This window comes from Pseudonocardia sp. P-1 (genome assembly GCF_058111925.1).
The window spans coordinates 2,045,211-2,063,568 of record NZ_CM176614.1; the positions used below are offsets into that span (position 1 = coordinate 2,045,211).

Genomic DNA, 18,358 nt, shown 5'->3' on the forward strand with positions numbered 1-18,358 from the left:
CGCCCTACCGTCGCCCGACGACCTCCCCGACGACCGCGTACATCCCTGCGGGTGGCTGCCCGTCCTCGGCCCGCCAGTCGCTGACGTCGACCAGGCCCGGTTCCAGCAGCTCCAGCCGGTGCCCGGGCCGGTCGACGAACAGCCGGCGCAGCAGGGCGCGGTCGCGGGAGCGCGCCGGCTGCGCGGTGTCCCGGGTGAACCGCTCGATGGTGCGCATCCGCTCGGCGGTGTGCGGGTCGTCGACGTCGGTGCTGCCGTGCGACACGACGAGCATGCTGCCGGGCCCGAACGCCGTCACGTAGCGGTCGAACAGGGCCCCGAGCAGGTCGTCGTCGCGGACGAAGTGCAGCACCGACACCGCGAGCACGGCGACCGGCTCGGTCGGGTCGAGCAGGCCCGCGACACCCGGCGCGGCGAGCACGGCCCCGGCGTCGGTGAGGTCGGCGGCGGTGATCGAGGCACCGTCCACACCGGTCAGGATCTGGCGGCTCATCGCGACCGACACCGGCTCGACGTCGACGTAGGCCACGCGCGCCGCGGGGTCGGCCCGGTGGGCGATCTCGTGCACCGGCTCGGCGGTCGGGATGCCGGACCCGAGGTCGAGGAACTGGCGCACCCCGCGGTCCAGGCAGGCCCGCACGGCCCGGCCGAGGAAGGCCCGGTTGGCGAGCGCGACCTCCCGGGTGTCGGGCAGGGCGGCGAGCACCCGCTCGGCGAACTCCCGGTCGGTCGCGAAGTTGTGGGCGCCGCCGAGCATGTAGTCGTAGACGCGGGCCGGGTTGGGGAGCGTCAGGTCGATCTCGTCCACCGGGTCGGGCACGGGCTCCGGGGCGGTCATGGGCGTCACCCTCTCGCCGGTGTCTCCCGGGTCGCAAGTCCCGACAGGACATCGTGCAGCTCCGCCGCGGTGCCGGGGGCGACGCCGGGGTGGCCCGCCAGCGCGAGCAGCCGCGCGACCGCGGGCGCCCAGGCCGGACCGAGCCGGGCGTCGGAGAGCAGCGCGGCGTCGCCGAGGACCTCCGCGGCCGGGCCGCGCCGGACGCGCCCGCGCGCGACGACGGCGACGTCGTCGGCCCAGCGGTGGGCGAGGTCGACGTCGTGTGTGGACAGCACGACCGCGGTCCCGGCGCGCTGCAGGTCCGCCAGCACGACGACGAGCTCCTCCACCCCGGCCGGGTCCAGGCCCGCGGTCGGCTCGTCGAGCACCAGCACCCGGGGCCGGACGGCGAGTGCCCCGGCGATCGCGACCCGCTTGCGCTGCCCGAACGACAGCCGGTGCGTCGGCCGGTCGGCGAGGTCGGCGATGCCGACGGCGGACAGCGCGTCGTGCACCCGGGCGTCGACCTCGGTCTCGTCGAGACCGAGGTTGAGCGGGCCGAACGACACGTCCTGCGCGACGTCGGCGGAGAACAGCTGGTCGTCGGGGTCCTGCAGGACGAGCTGGGCGGACTCGCGCAGCCGCACCAGCCCGCGGCGGGTGCGGCGGACCGGCTCGCCGTCGAGCAGGACCTGCCCGGCCGACGGGGCGAGCAGCCCGAGCAGCAGCCGGAACAGGGTGGTCTTGCCGCCGCCGTTGGGGCCGAGCACCGCGAGCCTGCGCCCCGGGTCGACGACGAGGTCCGCCCCGTCGAGCACGACCGGCCCGTCCGGGTAGGCGAAGACCAGCCCGCGGGCCTCCAGGACCGCGGTCACGGGACGACCGCCAGGGCCAGTACGGGCACGGCGACGAGCAGCACCGTGCTCGCCGCGACGAAGGCGGGCGAGACGGTGCGGGCGGGTACCCGGACGCGCAGCGAGCCGTCGTAGCCGCGGGAGGCGAGGCCGGCCTCGAGGCGGCGGGCACGGTCGAAGGCGCGGACGAACACGGCCCCGCCCTGCCCGGCCAGCGACCGGAAGGTGGTCCGCCGCGTCCGGAATCCCATCCGGAGGGACTGGGCCTCCCGGACCGCGGTCAGCGAGTCCAGCAACAGGAACAGCATCCGGTAGACGAGCAGGGTGATCTCCAGGACGGCCGGCGGCACCCACCGCAGCCGGGGCAGGGTGTCGGCGAGCGGCGTCGTCGCGGCGAAGAGGATCAGGCAGGACACCGCCGCCAGCGAGCGTCCGACGAGCGCGGCCGCCCGGGCCGGTCCGCCCGGCGCGAGCGCGAGCCACGGGTCCCCGCCCACGGTCACCAGCAGGGGCAGCGCCCCCACGATCACGAACCCGAGGGGCAGCGCGAGCAGCCGCAACGCGGTCCGCCACGGCACCCGGGCCCCGCCCAGCAGCAGCGCCAGCGCCGCGGTACCGGTCAGCACGGCCCCCGGCCACGGTGGGAGCGCGACGGCGAGCAGCAGCAGCCCCAGGGCGAGGAACGCCTTCTCCCCGGGGTGCCGGGATCGCCAGCGGTTGGCGTGGGCGGTCTCGTCGATCAGCAGCATCAGCTCTGCCGGGCGGCCTTCTCCCGGCTGCGGGTGCGGGCGACGCCGATGCAGTAGCCGAGCACGCCCGCGCCGGCCGCGGCCTGCATCGCGAAGATGCCGGACTCGATCTCGCCCGACGGCGGCTCCCACACCGGGCTGAACCACGGCTGGTAGCCGGTGGCCTCGATGGCCTCGCCCGCCTGGCCGTCGGACCCGGCGTACTCGCCGGGCACGAACAGCACCGGCACCGCGAACAACGCGACGACGGCGACGACCAGCAGGATGTTCACGACGGTCGAGCGGCTCACGCCGACGCCTCCTTCTCCGGGCCCTGCGCGGTCGCGGCCGGGGCGGGGCCGCCGGTGTCGGTGCCCGCGGCCGGGCGCAGCACGCCGAGGCGGCGCAGCTCGTCCGGGGTGATGCGCACGAGCAGCCGCACGACGAGCACGGTCAGCAGCCCCTCGGCCACGGCCAGCGGGATCTGCGTGATCGAGAAGATCGAGGCGAAGGTGACGAACGCTCCGCCGAACCCGGAGGTGGGGTCGGGGAACGCGAGCGCGAGCTGCGCGCTGGTGATCGTGTAGGTACCGAGGTCACCGAGGAAGGCCGCGGCGAACACCGCGGGCCCCAGCGAGCCCCCGATCCTGCGGACCACGACGTAGGCGCCGTAGGCGATCCACGGCCCGGCGATCGCCATCGAGAAGGCGTTGGCGCCGAGCGTGGTGAGCCCGCCGTGGGCGAGCAGGACGGCCTGGAAGAACAGCACCACCGTCCCGAGCAGGGCCATCACCGGTGGTCGGAACAGCACCGCGCCCAGCCCGGTTCCGGTCGGGTGCGACGACGACCCGGTCACCGACGGGATCTTGAGCGCCGAGAGGACGAAGGTGAACGCGCCCGCCGCGGCGAGCAGCAGCTTGGTGTCCGGGTCCTCCCGCACGCGGCGCACCACGGCGCGGGCGCCGTGCACGACGAACGGCGCGGCGACGACGGTCCAGGCCGCCGCGTGCAGCGGCGGCAGATACCCCTCGGCGATGTGCACGGGCGAACGCTACGGCCACGTCGTTCGATCGTGCAAGCCTGAACATCCGGTCAGGTGTGCAGGCTCTGACACACGGCGACGCCCGGACCCGGCCGGGTCCGGGCGTCGCCGGTGGCTGCGGTGTGCCGTCAGAGGCGCAGGCCGTTGGTGTGGTGCACCTCGGCGGGGCGCTCGGCGGTGGCCTTGTGCTCGGCCGCGGCGGCCAGCCGGGCCGCCTCCTGCTCGGCCTCGCGACGTCGGTTCTCCCGCTCGGCGGGCGTGGTCTCGGGCGTACCGACCCCGCTGCCCGGCCGGCCGGCGACGACCTGCTCCTTCGCCAGCCTGCGGGCCTTCTTCTCCGCCTTCGCGGCGGCGTCGCGCTTGGCGACCTTCTCCAGCCGCGCGGCCTTGGCCTTCCGGGCGGCCTTCTTCTCCGCGGCCGCGGCCTTCTCCTGCTCGGCCCGCTCGGCCTTCGCCTGCTTGCGGGCCTTCTTCTCGGCCTTCTCGGCGGCGCGGACGGCCTTCTCGGCGTCCTTCTCCTCCTTGCGGCGGGCCTTCTTCGTGTCGGCCTTCGCGGCCTCGACGGCCTTCCGGCCGCTCTTCCTGTCCTTCTTGCCCTTCTTCGCGTCGGCCTTCTTCCCTGCCTTCGCGGCCTTCGCCGACGGGCCCGACGTCCCGGCCTCCCGGGCCGAGCCGGCGGCACCGGCCGCGGTCAGCGCGGCCTGCTGCGCTGTCGCGGCGGCCCGCTCCGCCCTGGCGGCCGCCACCTCGGCGCGCTCGGCGGCCGCGGCCGCCGAGCGCTCCGCCTGCTTGCCGTCACGCTCGGTGGCGAACGTCTTCTCCTGCACGGCCATGCCCGGTTCCTCTCCTGTCGTCGCGACCGGCGGCACGGCGCGGGACCGGTCGGTGGGAGCACCGACCGGCCGTGGAGGCGCGGGTGACGGGTCGCGGGACGACGGTCTCGCTGATGTCGACGACGGTCTCGCTGATGTCTCGGTATGCGCGACACCGTGGCCCGGTGGACGGACGACGGCGTGCGCGGAACACGACAGGGTGCCCCGGGAGGCCGGTGGGGAAACGCGCAGGTGACGGCGAGGTGATCCGGACCGGTCCGGTTGCCCCGGTCGGACCACCACGGCCACCCGGTCGTCGTAGCGGACGGGCGTCAGCCGGCCTCGGGGACCCCGTCGTGGTGGGTCTGCTCGTCGGCGAGGTGCTCGCGCAGGGTCACCAGGGTCCGGGCGAGCAGCCGCGACACGTGCATCTGCGAGAGCCCGACCTGGGCGGCGATCTGGGTCTGGGTCTGGTTGCCGAAGAACCGCAGCATGAGGATGGTCCGCTCCCGCTCGGGGAGCTTGCGCAGCGCGGGGCGCAGCGACTCGCGGGCCTCGACCGCGTCCATCCCGGCGTCGATGCCCCCGACGATCTCGCCGAGCGGGTTGTCGGTGTCGCCGACGAGCTGGTCGAGCGAGTCCGACCGGTAGGAGTCCTGGGCCTGCAGCCCCTCGATGACCTCCTCGCGGCTGATGCCGAGGTGCTCGGCGAGCTCGGAGACCCGGGGCGCGCGGCCGTGTCGCGAGGCCAGCTCCTCCTGGGCGCGGGTCATGCGGCTCTGGATGTCCTTGAGCCGCCGCGGCACGCGCATCGACCAGGTGCGGTCGCGGAAGTACCGGCGGATCTCCCCGGTGATCGTGGGGACGGCGTAGGCCAGGAACGGGGTCCCCTGGCCCGGGTCGAACCGGTCCAGCGCGTTGATCAGCCCGATCGTGCCGACCTGCTCCAGGTCCTCGACGGGCTCGCCGCGGTGCCGGTAGCGCCCGGCGATGTGCCGGACCACCGGGTGGAAGCCCCTCGCCAGCTCCGAGCGCAGCCGCTCCCGCTCCGGGTCGTCGGGTCCGGCGGCGGCGAAGGCGTGCAGGGGCGCTACGAGGTGGGCGTACTCGTCGGGACGGGCGTCCGCGGTCTCGTGGGCGTTCCCGGCGGCCTCGTCCACGGGGTGCCCGGGACCGGTGTGCACGGTCCCGACGTGCCCGCTCGTGCCGTCCACCGGGTCCCCCACCGTGTCGTCGGCCCGCGACGCCTCGGCTCCCTCGGCGTCCGTGCTCGGCTCAGCCATGCCGTCTCCGCGGCCGGCGATGATCGACTGTCATCACCGACCGACGGTAGGCCCGGTGGCGCGGGCCCGCATGTCGAACGTCGCCTGACCTGGTCGACTGTCGATCGACGGTCACTCCGATGAGTTGCACGGCGACCTGGTGGGTACTGCTCTCCCATGTCCCCGACTCTGCGTGTCGAGCTGCCCGTCGAACCCGGGTCGGCAGGTCGCTCCCGCCGGGAGACCCGGAGGTGGCTCGCGTCGCTGTGCGGGACCGACGAACAGTGCCCGACAGTGCAGGATCTCGTCCTCGCGGTCAACGAGGCCGTCTCCAACTGCATCGAGCACGCCTACGGGGCCACCGGCCCGGGCGGGGACGCGACGGTCCTGCTGCGCGGTGACGCCGAGGGGTACCGGGTGCGGATGGAGGTCAGCGACCGCGGGCGCTGGCGCGACCCGCCCACCGACCCCGGCCACCGCGGACGGGGCATCGGGATGATCGAGGCGGTCGCGGAGGACGTCCGGGTGGTGCCGGGTCCCGACGGGACGACCGTCTCGTTCCAGGGGCGGATCGGCCGCTGTCCGGGGCTCTGCGTCCCGGCGTCCTGACCCGTCCCCGCGCCCGGGGACCCCTGCAACGACAGGGTCGCCGCACCCCACGCTCGAGGGCGGGTGACGGCGACCGGTTCTCATCGGGCCCGATCCGGCTGCGGACCGGGCGTGGTGGTGCGGTGGTCAGTCCCGCATGGAGGCGGACGGGTCGTCGGACCGGTGTCCGCGGTGTCCCGCGCGGGCGACCGGGGTGTAGCGCCCGTCGTGGCGGGCCTGCTCGCTCTCGGGGTGGGGCCAGGTCGTGTTCGCGTGCTGCGTGCTGCTCTCACTCATGGACACAGAGTGCCCACCGGACGTTCCGGGCAAGCGGAGCGCAGGAGTCGGCTCGGTAACACCTGCGCCCCGCCCGGGTGAAGTCGCCCGCCGGTCAGCCCGTCTTCGTGAGGCTCTTGATCGAGGACAGGATGTCCTGCACGCGCTCCTTGGCGTCGCCGAACAGCATCTGGGTGTTGTCGCGGAAGAACAGCGGGTTCTGCACTCCCGCGTAGCCGGTGGCCATCGACCGCTTGAACACGATCACGTCCTTGGCGTCCCACACCCGCAGCACCGGCATCCCGGCGATCGGTGAGCCCGGGTCCTCCGACGCGGCCGGGTTGACCGTGTCGTTGGCGCCGATCACGAGCACGACGTCGGTCTCGGCGAGGTCGTCGTTGATCTCGTCCATCTCCAGGACGATGTCGTAGGGCACCTGGGCCTCGGCGAGGAGCACGTTCATGTGCCCGGGGAGCCGCCCCGCGACCGGGTGGACGCCGAAGCGCACGTTCACGCCGGCGTCGCGCAGTGAGCGGGTCAGCTCCGCCACCGGGTACTGGGCCTGGGCGACCGCCATCCCGTAGCCGGGGGTGATCACGACGCTCTCGGCGTTCGCGAGCAGCTCGGCGACGCCGTCGGCGTCGACCTCGCGGTGCTCACCCTCCACCGCGGCGGCCGCCGAGGAGGTGGCGCCGAAGCCACCGGCGATGACCGAGACGAACGACCGGTTCATCGCCTTGCACATGATGTAGGACAGGTAGGCACCGGAGGACCCGACGAGCGCGCCGGTGATGATCAGCAGGTCGTTGCCGAGGAGGAAGCCCGCCGCCGCGGCGGCCCAGCCGGAGTACGAGTTCAGCATCGACACCACGACCGGCATGTCACCGCCGCCGATCGAGGCGACCAGGTGCAGGCCGAGCAGCAGCGCCAGCACCGTGAGCACGGCCAGGATCCACATCTGCGGCGAGAGGACGAAGACGACCGTCAGCACCGCGAACGCCACGAGCGCGCCGAGGTTGAGGACGTTCTTGCCGGGCAGCATCAGCGGCGCCGACTTGATCTTCGCCGACAGCTTCAGGTAGGCGACCACCGAGCCGGTGAAGGTCACCGCGCCGATGAAGACGCCGACGGCGACCTCGGCGTGGTGGATGCCCAGCAGCGAGCCCTCGAGCTGCAGGTGACCGGACTCGACCTCCAGGAAGCCGTTCCAGCCGACCAGCACCGCGGCGAGGCCGACGAAGCTGTGCATGAGCGCGATGAGCTCGGGCATCCCCGTCATCTCGACGACGCGGGCCCGCCAGAGCCCGATCGCCCCGCCGACGACGACGGCGACCAGCAGCAGGGCGACGCCCAGCCCGGACGCCTGGCCGAGCGCGACGACGGCCGTGGCGACCAGCGCGATCGTCATGCCGGCGATGCCGAACAGCACACCGGAGCGCGATGTCTCGTGCCTCGACAGCCCCGCGAGGCTGATCACGAACAGGATCGCGGCGATCAGGTACGCCGCAGTGGTCCACGTCTGCACGGCTCAGCTCCTCGTGAACATCTGCAGCATGCGGCGGGTCACCGCGAAGCCACCGACGATGTTGATGGCGGCGAGCAGCACCGCGACCGCGGCGAGCCCGATGACCAGGGCGTCGCCGCCCGTGCCGATCTGCAGGATCGCGCCGACGACGATGATCCCGGAGATCGCGTTCGTGACCGACATCAGCGGCGTGTGCAGCGCGTGGTGCACGTTGCCGATGACGTAGAAGCCGATGACGATCGCCAGCACGAACACCGTGAGGTGTCCGGCGAGCTCGGCCGGGGCCAGAGCCGTGACCGCGAACAGCGCCAGCGCGCCGACGATCCCGGCGGCGAGACCCGCGTACGGGGAACGCGGCTTCTCCGGCTCCTTCTCCTTCGGCTCCTCGGCCGGCTGGGCCGCGGGCGCCGCGCTCACCGTGACCTCGGGCGGCGGCCAGAGCGTCTCCCCCGCGTGCGCGGTGGTGATGCCGCGGACCACGGTGTCGTCGAGGTCGAGCGCGAGCCGCCCGTCCTTCTCCGGGGTCATGAGCTTGAGCAGGTTGAGCACGTTCGTGCCGTAGAGCTGCGACGCCTGCGCGGGCAGCCGGGCGGCCAGGTCGGTGTAGCCGACGATCGTGACACCGTGGTCGGTGACGACCGACTCCCCCGCCACCGAGCCCTCGACGTTGCCGCCCTGCGAGGCCGCCATGTCGACGACCACGCTGCCCGGGCGCATGGACGCCACGTCCGCGGCGGTGATCAGCTTGGGCGCGGGGCGCCCCGGGATCAGCGCGGTGGTGATGATGATGTCGCAGTCCGCGGCCTGCTCGGAGTAGATCTCGGCCGCGCGCTTGTCGTAGTCCGCCGAGGTGGCCTTGGCGTAGCCGTCGGTGGAGGCCTCCTGCTCCACCTCGACCGCCAGGTACTCGCCGCCGAGCGACCGCACCTGGTCGGCGACCTCGGAGCGCGGGTCGGTGGCCCGCACGACCGCGCCGAGGCTGTTGGCCGCGGCGATGGCGGCGAGCCCGGCGACGCCCGCCCCGGCCACGAGCACCTTCGCCGGCGGGACCTTGCCCGCCGCGGTGACCTGACCGGTGAAGAACCGGCCGAACACGTGGGCCGCCTCGATCACCGCCCGGTAGCCCGCGATGTTGGCCATCGACGACAGCACGTCCATCGACTGGGCCCGCGAGATCCGCGGCACCGCGTCCATCGACAGTGCGGTGACGCCCTGGGCGGTGAGCGCCTCGGTCCGCTCGGCCTCGAAGCGCGGCGCGAGCATGGCGATCAGCACGGCCCCCTCGCGCAGCTTGCCGATCTCGTCGGGCTGCGGGGCGTTGATCCGCACCACGATGTCGGTGTCCCAGACGGGACCGTCGACGACATCGGCACCGGCCTCGGCGTACGCCTCGTCGGTGAACCCGGCACGGGCACCCGCCCCGGACTCGACCGTGACGGCGTAACCGAGGCCGACGACCTTCGCGATCGTCTCGGGGCTCATCGCCACGCGGGTCTCGGGCTCCGCCTCCGCGGCCACACCGATCCGCATCGCCGGTCCCGACGGGTCAGGGCTGTCGCTCATGCACTCTCCTCGATCTCGCGCGCGCTCCGTCGCTCACGCTGGTCGCGGGCCTTTCGGAAGGTAATGCCGGAACCGGGCGTGCGCAGTCACGACTGCGTCACAGGCCGGGATTCCACCCCTTCGACCGGGCAGGCAGTGCCGGCGGGAGCGTAGCGCGACGATCGGGTGTGCGGACCCGTCGTCGGGAGGGGTGGTGGGCCCGGTGACCCGCCGGCTCTGACGCCGACATCGGTCTTCGACTCCGCCGCGGGGCTTCTCGGCTCTCTCGTCGCCGCCCGGGCGATGCCGCAGGAGAAGGTCGGCCGGGCCACCGAGTTCGTCTCCGCGATGCAGCTGATCGGCGGAGCCGCACCGCTCGACCTCGGCGTCGGCATCGTGCGCCGGCCACCGGGAGCAGGCCGGAAGTCGGTCCGCCTGGTGTCGGCGGCCTTCTGCTGATCAGGCCGCTGTCGGCTGGCCGGGCTGGTCCTCGGGCTCGTCGTCACGCGGGCGGCCGGGGTCGCGGCCGGTGACGGGCCGTTCGCCCTCGGGGTGCTGCTGCTCGTGCTCGGGTCCGCCGGGTGGGGCTCGCCCGCGCGACGCGACGTCGGATGCTGCCGTTCGTCCTGAGCCACGTCGTGGTGCAGGCCGCGGTCGTGCCCACCGTCCGGGACCACCGGGCACGGCAGAGCGGCATGCGAGGGCGCCGAAGCCCCTCGAGGCAGTACGGCCCTTCGGACCGACAAAAAAGCCAGGACCGGAGTCCTGGCTTTTCGTATCGGGTGGAGCTGAGGGGATTCGAACCCCTGACCCCTTGACTGCCAGTCAAGTGCGCTACCAGCTGCGCCACAGCCCCTTGCGACATGAAGAACACTACACGGGCCGGTTTCCGGCCCGGAAAGGGGGGTGCCCCTTCCGGAGCCGATACCTGCCGTCGGCCCCGTGCAGCCCCCTGACGTCGGACGACGGCGACGACGTGCTCGCCGCGCTCGGCGGCGCCCTTGCGGCCGTCGACCGGCTCGACCGGGACCGGGTGGGCGTCCTCGGCGGGTCCTGCGGCGGCCACCTCACCTCGTGGCCGGCCGCCACCACTCCGCCCGGTTCGCCGCCGCGTGCAGCGAGCGGGCGGTGGGCAACCTGGAGTCGCTGGACTGGAGCTCCGACGCCGCCGGGTGGTTCGGCCACGAGCTGGGCCGCTCGCTGCTGGACGCGCCGGAGGGGTACCGGCGGATGTCCCCGCTGCACCACGTCCGCGGCATCGACGTGCCGATGCCGATCCTGCACTCCGAGGACGATCTGCGGTGCCCGGTCGAGCAGGCCGACGCGCTGTTCGCCGCGGTGCGGTTGCTCGGGCGGCCGGTGGAGCACTGGCGGTTCCCGGAGGAGAGCCACGGGATGTCGCGCGACGGGTCGCCGCGCCACCGCGTCCAGCGGGCGCAGATCATCCTCGACTTCGTCGGCCGGCACCTGGGCGGGCGCAGGCCGGAGGAGGTCCCCGCCGGCTGAGCTGCGACGCTCAGCCGGCCCGGCTGCGCCCGTCCTCGTCGTCGCCCAGGTCCTCGATGTCGACACCCTGGTCGTCGGTCTCCGGGCCGACGGACCGCGGCGCGCCGTCGACGGCCCGGACCGGCTCGCCGACGGGCTCGCGCAGCCGTCGCAGGGCGGGGTCGTCGACCCAGAACTCGTCGAACCCGTGCTCGGCGAACCGGTCGGCGACGCGGTGGATCGCGATGTCGTGGCGCACGTAGAGGTGCGCGAGCAGCACCGCGGCCGGGTCGTCGGTGTAGAGGCCCCAGGTGCGGTCGGCGGTGAGCCCCCCGATCACGGCCTGGTCGCGGTCCGCGACGACGATGAGCATCCGCCGGCCGAGGTTGTCCTCGACCGCCGACGGGGCCGAGTAGCGGTGCTCGGTGTGCCAGCCGACCGGGTCGTCGTCGGCGCCGAAGACGACCGTGGCCACGTCGACGCCGTGCTCCTCGGCCCGGCGGATCGTGGGCTTGAGCGCCTCGACGTCCTCCGGCCAGCCGAGCACGTACAGCTCCGAGCGGGCCGCGGCGGCGACGTCCTCGGCCCGTTCGAGCAGCATCCGGCGCTCGGTCAGCGAGTGCACCAGCCGCACCTGCGGTGGCGCGGTCAGCCGCGGGATCTCGTTCTGCAGGATGCCCAGCGTGCGGTCGAAGTCGCGGCGCATCCGCTCCAGCAGCGTCGCGGGCGGCAGCGGGACGTAGCCGGTGCCGTCGGCGGCCCGCACCTCGAACGCCGCGCCGCGGCCGACGAGCTTGCCCAGCGTCTCGTAGACGGTGCTGCGCGGCACCCCCGACCGCTTCGCCACCTCGTAGCCGTTGACCGCCTCGCCCGCGCTGACCAGCGCCACGTAGGCCTTGGCCTCGTAGCCCGACAAGCCCAGTCGCTGCAGCTCTTCCGTCACCCGCCGTACGGCCATTGCGAGATCATCTCACTCATTTCGGCACCGTCCCGCGACGTGGTGCCGCGGCCCCGTCGCGCACGACGGTCTCCCTATGATCGGTTGCGGACGACGGATTGATACGTCCGGATCCGCACCATCATCACAATCGAGGACCCGGAGCGCGCGCCACACCGGCCCGCATCGCCGCGTCCGCCTCGCGCAGGATCTCGCGCATCGCCGCTCCGGCACCCGCCGGGTCACCGGACCGGACGGCGTCGGCGACGTCGCGGTGCAGCCGGATCGCGTCGGGCTCCGGACGGCTGGGCATCAGGTGGTGCCGGGTGCGCCCGGCCAGCACCTCGGCGACGACGTCGCCCAGCGCGGCCACCATCTCGTTGCCCGAGGCCGCGAGCAGCGTGCGGTGGAACACGACGTCGGCCTCCAGGTAGGCCAGCAGATCCCCGGACCGACCGTGCACGGTCATGTCCATCACCGCGCCGACGAGCGCACCGCACTGCTCGGGAGTGGCCCGGTCGGCGGCCAGCTCCGCGGCCAGCGGCTCCACCCCGCAGCGCAGCTCGGACAGCGACCGCAGCTGCTCGTCGCGGCCGGGACCGTCCAGCCGCCAGCGGATCACCCGCGGGTCGTGCACGTTCCACTGCTCCCGCGGGGCGACCGTCGTGCCGACCCGGCGCCTGCTGCGCACCAGGCCCATCGACTCCAGCACGCGCACGGCCTCCCGGACGACGGTGCGCGACACGCCGTAGCGCGCGACCAGCTCCTCGGCCCGCAGGACCTCACCCGCCCCGATGGTCCCCGCGGCGATCGCGGTACCGAGCCGGTCCAGGACGTCCCCGTGCAGACCCTCCGTTGCGCCACCCACGACCCGAATCGTGCCACTCCACAGGCTCGACGACGCGATACGGCATACCCGAACCGATTCGGTATTGAAAAAGTACTACTAATAACTCACTCTGGTCCCCACAACGGTCCGGGTACTTCCGGTCCGCGTGCCGATGCCGCCACACCCGTGAGGAGCCGATGCAGTGACGCAACAGCCGGCGACACAGCAGCCACCACCCCACCCGCTCGTCGTCGTGATGGGGGTGTCCGGCTCCGGGAAGTCCACCGTCGGCGCCGCCCTCGCCGACGCCCTCGGTGTCCCCTTCACCGACTCCGACGGCCTGCACCCGGCCGCGAACGTCGCGAAGATGACCCAGGGGATCCCGCTCACCGACGCCGACCGCGAGCCCTGGCTCGACGCCGTCGGCGCCCGGCTGGCCGAGCACACCGGCACCGGGCTCGTCGTCGCCTGCTCGGCGCTGCGCCGCGCCTACCGCGACCGGCTGCGCTCGCACGCGCCGTCGACGGTGTTCGTGCACCTGTCCGGCGACGCCGCCGTGCTCGCCGAGCGCATGGGCGGGCGCTCCGGGCACTTCATGCCGACCGCGCTGCTCGACTCCCAGCTGGCCACCCTGGAGCCGCTGGCCGCCGACGAGGCCGGGACGACGCTGGACATCCGCCGGCCGGTCGACGAGATCGTCGCGGGCGCCGTCGCCGTCACCGGGCCGGAGGTGGCCCCGCGATGACGCTGCACCCCGCACTCGTCCTGGCCGCGGAGCAGGCCCAGCCGGTCGCCTCCGCCGGTCGCCTGGTGACCGCCGCGCTGGTGGGCATCGTCGCGCTGGTCCTGCTGATCACGCAGTTCTCGCTGCACCCGTTCCTCGCGCTGACCATCGGCTCGCTGCTCGTCGCGGGCGTGGCGGGTATGTCGATGGGCGACGCCGTGGAGGCCTTCTCCGACGGCTTCGGCTCCACCGCCGCGAGCGTCGGCACGCTGATCGCGCTGGGCGCGATGTTCGGCAAGCTGCTCGCCGACTCCGGCGGTGCCGACCGGCTGGTCGACACGATCGTCTCCCGCTCCGGCCCGCGGACGCTGCCGTGGTCGATGGCCGCCGTCGGCGCACTGATCGGCCTGCCGATGTTCTTCGAGATCGGCCTGGTCATCCTGATGCCGGTCATCTTCCTGGTCGCGCGCCGCGCCCAGGTCTCGCTGATCGCCGTCGGCATCCCGGCGCTGGCCGGGCTCTCCGCCATGCACGGCCTGGTCCCGCCGCACCCCGGCCCGCTCGCCGCGATCGGCATCCTCGACGCCGACCTGGGCATCACCCTGGTCCTCGGCGTGCTCGTGTCGATCCCGGTCGTCGTCCTGGCCGGGCCGCTGTTCGCCAAGGTCGCGGCCCGCTGGGTCGACGTGTCCCCGCCGGCGCTCTTCGAGTCCCGGGTCGCGGCCGGGAGCAGCACCGCGTCCGGCGGATCGGCCGCCGCCACCACCGGCACCGACCCGGACAGCGGGTCCGGCAGCGACGCCGCCGTCGATCGCGACGCCCCGGACGGCGGGCCCACCCGGCGCCCCGGGTTCGCCGCCACCCTGCTCACCGTGCTGCTGCCGGTCGTGCTGATGATGGGCAAGGCCGTCGGCGACATCGCCGCACCCGAGGGCAACCCGGTGCGCGCCGCGCTGGACTTCGTCGGCACCCCGCTGGTCGCGCTGCTGCTCTCGGTGCTGGTCGCGATGGTCACCCTCGGCACCGGATCCGGCATGAACCGCGCCGGGATCATGGGCTCGCTGGAGAGGTCGCTGCCCGCCATCGCCGGGATCGTGCTGATCGTCGCCGCGGGCGGCGGGTTCAAGCAGACCCTGGTCGACACCGGGATCGGTGCGATGATCGCCGGCTGGGCCACCGGCGCCGGCATCTCCGCGCTGCTCCTGGGCTGGCTGGTCGCGGTGGCGATCCGGCTCGCGACCGGGTCGGCGACCGTCGCGACGGTGACGGCCGCGGGCATCCTCGTCCCGCTGCTGCCGACGCTCGACCCGACCCAGACCTCGCTGCTGGTACTGGCGATCGGCGCGGGCTCGCTGTTCTTCTCCCACGTCAACGACGCCGGGTTCTGGCTGGTCAAGGAGTACTTCGGGCTCACCGTCGGCCAGAACATCAAGACCTGGTCGATCATGGAGACCGTCATCTCGGTCTCCGGCCTGGTCCTGGTACTGGTGATCGACCTGGTGATCTGACCCCGCTCAGACGACGACGCCGGCCCGGGTCGCCGGGTCGGCGCCGGCCGTCCGGCCCGGCCCGTCGACGTCGCGGGCGGTGCGGGCCAGGCGCCGTACCGCCTCGGCCGCCACCGGCCCGGGGTGGGTGAAGGGCACCCGCAAGCGGTCGGTGAACGCGTGCCCGGCCCCGAACCGCGGGCCGGGCGCCAGCACCAGGCCGTGCCGCGGGGCGGCCGCGGTCAGCGCCGTCGAGACGTGCGCACCGAGGTCGCACCACAGCGCCAGCCCGCCGTCGGGGACGGTGAAGCGCCAGTCCTGCAGGGCCGCGGCGAGCTCGGCGACCAGCAGGTCGCGCCGGGTGCGCAGCACCCCGACCCGTTCGGCCCGCAGCACGTCGAGCCGCTCCAGCACCTCGACGGCGACGAGCTGCTCCAGCACCGGCAGCGCCAGCTGGGCGCGGGCCAGCCGTCGTCGCATCCGGGCGGCGCGCTCGCGGCCGGCCCGGATCCAGCCGATCCGCAGCCCGCCCCAGGCGATCTTGCTCAGCCCGCCGACGGTGACGACGTCGTCGGGACCGGCGGCGTGCGCGGCGCAGGGCAGCGGCCCCGTGGCGCCCTCGCGCAGGTCCAGCTCGGCGAAGGTCTCGTCGACCAGGGCGACCGTGCCCTGGCGGGCGAGGCGCTGCACGAGCCGGGCGCGGGCGTCGTCGTCGAGGAGGCGGCCGGTGGGGTTCTGGAAGTCCGCCATCAGGTACGCGACCCGCGCCGCGGTCTGCCGGGCGGCCCGCGGCAGCACGGTCTGCGGGGTCGCGTCGGCGCCGTCCGCCGCCACCGGGACGGCGACCGCCCCCGCGTCGGCGACGACGTCGAGCGCCGACGGGTAGGTGGGGTGCTCGACGAGCACCCGGTCGCCGGGCCCGGCCAGCTCGGCGACGACGATCCCGATCGCCTGCAGCGCCCCGCCGGTCACGACGACCTGCTCCGGCCCGGTCGGGAGCCCCCGGGCGGTGAACCGGTCGGCGATCGCGGCCCGCAGCGCGGGCAGGCCGTCCGGGCCGTAGCCGTGTCCGGCCAGGTCCGCGGCACCCCGTTCGACGGCGCGGGCGACCAGGTCGGGCAGCACCGCGGGCGCGGCGGGCGCGGCGTGGGCGAGGTCGATCGTGCCGCGGTCCACCGGCCCGGGCGCCCAGACCCCGTCGACGCCCCCGGTGCGGTCCGGGAGCCGCACCCAGGTGCCCGCCCCGTGCCGGGCGTCGGCCCAGCCGTCGTCGCGCAGGTCGCGGTAGGCGCGGGCGACGGTGACCCGGCTGACGCCCAGCGCCTCGGCCAGCGCCCGCTCGGCCGGCAGCCGGGTACCCGACGGCAGCCTGCCGTCACCGGTCAGCACCCGCACGGCGTCGGCCAGCACCCGGTACGCCGGGCCGCGCCCGCCGTGGACGTCACCGCACAGCGCGGCGAGGCGCTCCGCCCCGATCCCCTGTGTCATTCCCGATCCACTTCCGCTCGAGTGGCACGGTGACGACAGGCCACCGAGAGGGGCAGCATGCCATCTCGTGACGATCGACAGCTCCCGCTGGTCGCTGCGGATGCCGCGGCGCACCCGGCGGCTCACCCAGCTCGTGGCCGGCCTGGTCGCCTACGCGGTCTCGATGGCGCTGATGATGCGCGCGGCCCTCGGCTCGATGCCGTGGGACGTGTTCCACCAGGGCGTCGCCGGCCGTACGGCCCTGTCGGTGGGCGCGGTGACCGTGGTCGTCGCGGTCGGGGTGCTCCTGCTGTGGATCCCGCTGCGGGAACGACCGGGGCTGGGGACGGTGGCGAACGTCGTCGTCATCGGGGCCACGGTGGACACCGCGCTCGCGGTGCTGCCCGCCCCGGAGGCGCTGTGGCTGCGGATGGCGTACGCCGTCGCCGGGATCGTGCTGAACGCGGCGGCGACGGCGGCCTACATCGGGGTCGGGCTGGGGCCGGGCCCGCGGGACGGGCTGATGACCGGGCTCGCGGCCCGCACCGGCCTGTCGGTGCGGCTGGTGCGGACCGCGATCGAGGTGACGGTCGTGCTCGTCGGGTGGGCGCTCGGCGGTGTCTTCGGCCCGGTGACGGTGGTCTACGCACTCGCCGTCGGGCCGCTGGTGCAGTGGTTCCTGCCGCGCTTCACCGTGGGTGCGGTCAGCCCGTCACCCTCGACAGCCAGTCCCCGTTGCTCAGATCCATCTTGACCCCGTTCACCATCACCGTCGGGGTCCCGAAGCGGCCGCCGGGCGCCACCGCCGGGTCGGCGACGGCCGCCTCGGTCGCGTCGGCGATCGCCTGGGTGTTCGCCTGGCGGGTGACGCAGCCCGCGAAGTCCCCCGTGGCCCCCAGCTCGGTGCCGAGCGCGGTCAGCTCCTGCACCGTCTTGCCGGCACTGCCCTCGGCGGGCTGGTCGGCGTACAGGCGGGAGTGGTAGGCGGGGAAGATCCCGGCGTCGGCGGCGCACAGCGCGGCGTTGCCGGCGCGGGTCGAGTAACCGGGCGGGGTCGAGCGCTCGTCGAGGATCACGATGTGGTGGTAGTTGATCTTCGCCTTGCCCTCGTTCACCGCGGTGGTGAGCTGGTTCCCGACGCTGCTCTCCAGCTGTCTGCAGGCGGGGCAGAGGTAGTCCTCGTAGAGGTCGACGGTCACCGGGGCCGCCTGGTTCCCGGCCTTCACGACGACGCCGTCGCGGGTCACCGGGTAGGTCGCGACGGTCGCCTTCTGGTAGTTCTGGTACAGCACGTAGACGCCCGTGGCCAGGGCGATGACCAGCACGAGCGCGCCGATCCCGAGGTTGCGACCGAGCCCGCTCGAGGTGCGTGCGGTGCTGATCCCCGCCGCCTGCAGCCGGGCCTGCGCGGCCTGCCGGCGCTCGCGCTCGCTCTGTCCCATCAGTGCTCCTCCGTCGCGTCCGCCGGCGCCCGCCGGTCGTGGTCGTGTGCCGCGGCCCGGTCCCCGCGCCCGTCGAGGGAGAACAGCGTCCGCGGGCGCACCGTCAGGTACACCGCGGCCGCGACGAAGGCGAGGTCGCGCAGCAGGGCCGGGCCGTAGCCGGTGTCGTCGGGGTCGACCGGCCCGCCACCGCCGAAGCAGCCGCAGTCGATCGCCAGCCCGCGCGCCCACGCCTGCACCAGACCGGCGACGAACGCGAGCAGCAGCACGGTGCCCACCACCGCGGCGAGCCGGGTGGCGAGGCCCGCGAGCAGCAGCAGGCCGAGTGCGATCTCCAGCGGCGGCAGCAGGGTCGCGACCGGCACGACGAGCGCGTCCGGCAGCACCCGGTAGGCGGCGACGGCGACGGCCGTGGTGAACGGCTCGGACAGCTTCACCGCCCCCGACACCAGCCAGACCACGGCCAGCCCCAGCCGCAGCACGGTGCCCAGCACGTCGAGCGGGCGGACTGCGGTCACGACCGGGGAGCCTAGCGAGCCCG

At 74.3% G+C, this 18,358-nt stretch carries 21 protein-coding genes and 1 tRNA gene; 6 read left to right on the forward strand and 16 right to left on the reverse strand.

Annotated elements, in window-relative coordinates; genetic code table 11:
* Window positions 1-4: 4 nt before the first annotated feature.
* The 7 genes from AC0GKK_RS09770 to AC0GKK_RS09800 all read right to left on the reverse strand — a co-directional run bounded on the left by AC0GKK_RS09770 (window position 5) and on the right by AC0GKK_RS09800 (window position 5,536).
* Entirely contained in the window at window positions 5-838 is an 834-nt protein-coding gene (locus tag AC0GKK_RS09770; RefSeq protein ID WP_405419013.1) for an SAM-dependent methyltransferase, read from the reverse strand.
* Window positions 839-843: 5 nt separating this feature from the next.
* A complete protein-coding gene (locus AC0GKK_RS09775) occupies window positions 844-1,692 on the reverse strand; it encodes an energy-coupling factor ABC transporter ATP-binding protein (protein WP_346106869.1) in 849 nt (282 codons plus the stop codon).
* Window positions 1,689-2,420 (reverse strand): cobalt ECF transporter T component CbiQ, encoded by a 732-nt coding sequence (gene cbiQ, locus AC0GKK_RS09780; RefSeq protein WP_251785570.1) that lies wholly within the window; start codon window positions 2,418-2,420, stop codon window positions 1,689-1,691. Before cbiQ ends, AC0GKK_RS09775 begins: the two co-directional genes overlap by 4 nt.
* Window positions 2,420-2,710, reverse strand: a complete 291-nt coding sequence (locus AC0GKK_RS09785) for an energy-coupling factor ABC transporter substrate-binding protein (protein WP_062400669.1) — start codon at window positions 2,708-2,710, stop codon at window positions 2,420-2,422. The genes cbiQ and AC0GKK_RS09785 overlap by 1 nt, the downstream gene beginning before the upstream one ends.
* Window positions 2,707-3,441 carry an energy-coupling factor ABC transporter permease gene (locus tag AC0GKK_RS09790; protein ID WP_178374221.1) on the reverse strand — a complete coding sequence of 245 codons (735 nt, stop codon included), beginning with the start codon at window positions 3,439-3,441 and terminating at the stop codon, window positions 2,707-2,709. Before AC0GKK_RS09790 ends, AC0GKK_RS09785 begins: the two co-directional genes overlap by 4 nt.
* A gap of 128 nt (window positions 3,442-3,569) precedes the next feature.
* Window positions 3,570-4,274: a hypothetical protein gene (locus AC0GKK_RS09795; protein WP_489883650.1), complete on the reverse strand. Its 705-nt coding sequence runs from the start codon at window positions 4,272-4,274 to the stop codon at window positions 3,570-3,572.
* Between the two features lie 311 nt (window positions 4,275-4,585).
* Window positions 4,586-5,536 (reverse strand): RNA polymerase sigma factor SigF, encoded by a 951-nt coding sequence (locus AC0GKK_RS09800; RefSeq protein ID WP_489883651.1) that lies wholly within the window; start codon window positions 5,534-5,536, stop codon window positions 4,586-4,588.
* A 156-nt stretch (window positions 5,537-5,692) separates the two neighbouring features.
* Between AC0GKK_RS09800 and AC0GKK_RS09805 the strand changes: the two genes are divergently transcribed.
* Window positions 5,693-6,124, forward strand: a complete 432-nt coding sequence (locus tag AC0GKK_RS09805) for an ATP-binding protein (RefSeq protein WP_482636678.1) — start codon at window positions 5,693-5,695, stop codon at window positions 6,122-6,124.
* A 126-nt stretch (window positions 6,125-6,250) separates the two neighbouring features.
* On the opposite strand, the gene AC0GKK_RS09810 is transcribed toward AC0GKK_RS09805, so the two are convergent.
* The 3 genes from AC0GKK_RS09810 to AC0GKK_RS09820 form a co-directional block, all read right to left on the reverse strand.
* On the reverse strand, window positions 6,251-6,400 hold the full coding sequence (locus AC0GKK_RS09810) for a hypothetical protein (protein WP_161151901.1): 150 nt from the start codon (window positions 6,398-6,400) through the stop codon (window positions 6,251-6,253).
* A gap of 94 nt (window positions 6,401-6,494) precedes the next feature.
* A complete protein-coding gene (gene pntB, locus AC0GKK_RS09815) occupies window positions 6,495-7,904 on the reverse strand; it encodes a Re/Si-specific NAD(P)(+) transhydrogenase subunit beta (protein ID WP_208819884.1) in 1,410 nt (469 codons plus the stop codon).
* 3 nt (window positions 7,905-7,907) lie between these two features.
* On the reverse strand, window positions 7,908-9,467 hold the full coding sequence (locus AC0GKK_RS09820; RefSeq protein ID WP_455752475.1) for a Re/Si-specific NAD(P)(+) transhydrogenase subunit alpha: 1,560 nt from the start codon (window positions 9,465-9,467) through the stop codon (window positions 7,908-7,910).
* Window positions 9,468-9,749: 282 nt separating this feature from the next.
* Here AC0GKK_RS09820 and AC0GKK_RS09825 point away from each other — a divergent pair, with 282 nt between their 5' ends.
* Window positions 9,750-9,905: a hypothetical protein gene (locus AC0GKK_RS09825; protein WP_489883652.1), complete on the forward strand. Its 156-nt coding sequence runs from the start codon at window positions 9,750-9,752 to the stop codon at window positions 9,903-9,905.
* Between the two features lie 324 nt (window positions 9,906-10,229).
* Here the strand turns inward: AC0GKK_RS09825 and AC0GKK_RS09830 are convergent.
* Window positions 10,230-10,302, reverse strand: a tRNA-Ala gene (locus tag AC0GKK_RS09830).
* Between the two features lie 218 nt (window positions 10,303-10,520).
* On the opposite strand from AC0GKK_RS09830, the gene AC0GKK_RS09835 reads away from it, so the two are divergent.
* The gene (locus AC0GKK_RS09835; RefSeq protein ID WP_405419023.1) at window positions 10,521-10,952 is read left to right on the forward strand and encodes an alpha/beta hydrolase family protein; all 432 of its coding nucleotides are present in this window, start codon (window positions 10,521-10,523) and stop codon (window positions 10,950-10,952) included.
* A gap of 10 nt (window positions 10,953-10,962) precedes the next feature.
* On the opposite strand, the gene AC0GKK_RS09840 is transcribed toward AC0GKK_RS09835, so the two are convergent.
* Complete coding sequence (locus AC0GKK_RS09840; protein WP_251785582.1) at window positions 10,963-11,874, reverse strand: TrmB family transcriptional regulator; 912 nt, start codon at window positions 11,872-11,874, stop codon at window positions 10,963-10,965.
* A 139-nt stretch (window positions 11,875-12,013) separates the two neighbouring features.
* Window positions 12,014-12,736 carry a FadR/GntR family transcriptional regulator gene (locus AC0GKK_RS09845; RefSeq protein WP_251785583.1) on the reverse strand — a complete coding sequence of 241 codons (723 nt, stop codon included), beginning with the start codon at window positions 12,734-12,736 and terminating at the stop codon, window positions 12,014-12,016.
* Between the two features lie 217 nt (window positions 12,737-12,953).
* Between AC0GKK_RS09845 and AC0GKK_RS09850 the strand changes: the two genes are divergently transcribed.
* Together AC0GKK_RS09850 and AC0GKK_RS09855 are read left to right on the forward strand one after the other, a co-directional pair.
* Complete coding sequence (locus AC0GKK_RS09850) at window positions 12,954-13,442, forward strand: gluconokinase (protein ID WP_224403973.1); 489 nt, start codon at window positions 12,954-12,956, stop codon at window positions 13,440-13,442.
* A complete protein-coding gene (locus tag AC0GKK_RS09855) occupies window positions 13,439-14,929 on the forward strand; it encodes a GntT/GntP/DsdX family permease (RefSeq protein ID WP_346106854.1) in 1,491 nt (496 codons plus the stop codon). The genes AC0GKK_RS09850 and AC0GKK_RS09855 overlap by 4 nt, the downstream gene beginning before the upstream one ends.
* Window positions 14,930-14,935: 6 nt before the next feature.
* Here AC0GKK_RS09855 and yczR read toward each other — a convergent pair whose 3' ends face one another.
* Window positions 14,936-16,396 (reverse strand): MocR-like transcription factor YczR, encoded by a 1,461-nt coding sequence (gene yczR / locus AC0GKK_RS09860; RefSeq protein ID WP_489883653.1) that lies wholly within the window; start codon window positions 16,394-16,396, stop codon window positions 14,936-14,938.
* 100 nt (window positions 16,397-16,496) lie between these two features.
* Between yczR and yczE the strand changes: the two genes are divergently transcribed.
* Complete coding sequence (yczE, locus tag AC0GKK_RS09865) at window positions 16,497-17,129, forward strand: membrane protein YczE (RefSeq protein WP_073578397.1); 633 nt, start codon at window positions 16,497-16,499, stop codon at window positions 17,127-17,129.
* Here yczE and AC0GKK_RS09870 read toward each other — a convergent pair.
* A complete protein-coding gene (locus AC0GKK_RS09870; protein WP_476653954.1) occupies window positions 17,080-17,817 on the reverse strand; it encodes a DsbA family protein in 738 nt (245 codons plus the stop codon). The two genes, yczE and AC0GKK_RS09870, sit on opposite strands and share 50 nt — an antisense overlap.
* The gene (locus AC0GKK_RS09875; RefSeq protein WP_476653953.1) at window positions 17,817-18,335 is read right to left on the reverse strand and encodes a MauE/DoxX family redox-associated membrane protein; all 519 of its coding nucleotides are present in this window, start codon (window positions 18,333-18,335) and stop codon (window positions 17,817-17,819) included. Before AC0GKK_RS09875 ends, AC0GKK_RS09870 begins: the two co-directional genes overlap by 1 nt.
* Window positions 18,336-18,358: the final 23 nt, after the last annotated feature.

What these genes read in the sequence shown, in the direction of transcription:
- AC0GKK_RS09770 (WP_405419013.1), bottom strand. Translation starts at nt 838, where the DNA reads ATGACCGCCCCGGAGCCCGTGCCCGACCCGGTGGACGAGATCGACCTG.
- cbiQ (WP_251785570.1), bottom strand. Translation starts at nt 2,420, where the DNA reads ATGCTGCTGATCGACGAGACCGCCCACGCCAACCGCTGGCGATCCCGG.
- AC0GKK_RS09795 (WP_489883650.1), bottom strand. Translation starts at nt 4,274, where the DNA reads ATGGCCGTGCAGGAGAAGACGTTCGCCACCGAGCGTGACGGCAAGCAG.
- AC0GKK_RS09800 (WP_489883651.1), bottom strand. Translation starts at nt 5,536, where the DNA reads ATGGCTGAGCCGAGCACGGACGCCGAGGGAGCCGAGGCGTCGCGGGCC.
- AC0GKK_RS09805 (WP_482636678.1), top strand. Translation starts at nt 5,693, where the DNA reads ATGTCCCCGACTCTGCGTGTCGAGCTGCCCGTCGAACCCGGGTCGGCA.
- AC0GKK_RS09810 (WP_161151901.1), bottom strand. Translation starts at nt 6,400, where the DNA reads ATGAGTGAGAGCAGCACGCAGCACGCGAACACGACCTGGCCCCACCCC.
- AC0GKK_RS09820 (WP_455752475.1), bottom strand. Translation starts at nt 9,467, where the DNA reads ATGAGCGACAGCCCTGACCCGTCGGGACCGGCGATGCGGATCGGTGTG.
- AC0GKK_RS09825 (WP_489883652.1), top strand. Translation starts at nt 9,750, where the DNA reads ATGCCGCAGGAGAAGGTCGGCCGGGCCACCGAGTTCGTCTCCGCGATG.
- AC0GKK_RS09850 (WP_224403973.1), top strand. Translation starts at nt 12,954, where the DNA reads ATGGGGGTGTCCGGCTCCGGGAAGTCCACCGTCGGCGCCGCCCTCGCC.
- AC0GKK_RS09855 (WP_346106854.1), top strand. Translation starts at nt 13,439, where the DNA reads ATGACGCTGCACCCCGCACTCGTCCTGGCCGCGGAGCAGGCCCAGCCG.
- yczR (WP_489883653.1), bottom strand. Translation starts at nt 16,396, where the DNA reads ATGACACAGGGGATCGGGGCGGAGCGCCTCGCCGCGCTGTGCGGTGAC.
- yczE (WP_073578397.1), top strand. Translation starts at nt 16,497, where the DNA reads ATGCCGCGGCGCACCCGGCGGCTCACCCAGCTCGTGGCCGGCCTGGTC.
- AC0GKK_RS09870 (WP_476653954.1), bottom strand. Translation starts at nt 17,817, where the DNA reads ATGGGACAGAGCGAGCGCGAGCGCCGGCAGGCCGCGCAGGCCCGGCTG.